Genomic DNA, 547 nt, shown 5'->3' on the forward strand with positions numbered 1-547 from the left:
AAGAAATGGATAACATTATGCAAATCGCAATGATAGATAAAAAGGAATTTTTTGATAAGTTTAAAAGCAACGACAAGATTAGATTTCTTTTCGGTTATAAAAATAAAGAAAAATATGACAGCGATGACTATTTTGAAATGACGCTTAGAGTATGGGTAGATGAAAAATATTTTAATTTTAATGAAATTTATAATAACTCCAAAGCAAAAGATGACTTAGACGCAATGATTTTATTTGAAAAAACTTCTTTTTTTAAAGAGTTAAGAAAACAAACCATAAAAATTGATTTTTTAAGTCAGAATTTTATTGTTCCTGACTTTTTCAAAGAGCATAATATAAAAATAATCCCTTATTTTCAATTATGTAATGATGAAGATTTAACCACAAAGCAATTTTTTAAATTTTTAAAAGAAATGAAAGTTGATAAATTAAATTACATAACCTACATTTTAGGCGATGATTTGATTGAAGATGAATATAGGCACATTCATAAATAAATAAGGAGGTAAAAAATGAAACTACAAGACTTTGATTTTAGGGTGTGGGA

The 547-nt window shown here is 24.5% G+C and carries 1 protein-coding gene; it reads left to right on the forward strand.

Translation table 11 applies throughout. The features are described from left to right. Window positions 1–497 (forward strand): hypothetical protein (locus tag DMB95_RS09485; RefSeq protein ID WP_221886042.1); only part of this gene is annotated, 497 nt, incomplete at its 5' end. Between the last annotated feature and the right edge of the window lie 50 nt (window positions 498–547).

The organism is Campylobacter sp. MIT 12-8780 (genome assembly GCF_006864535.1).
Classification (GTDB): Bacteria; Campylobacterota; Campylobacteria; order Campylobacterales; family Campylobacteraceae; genus Campylobacter_D.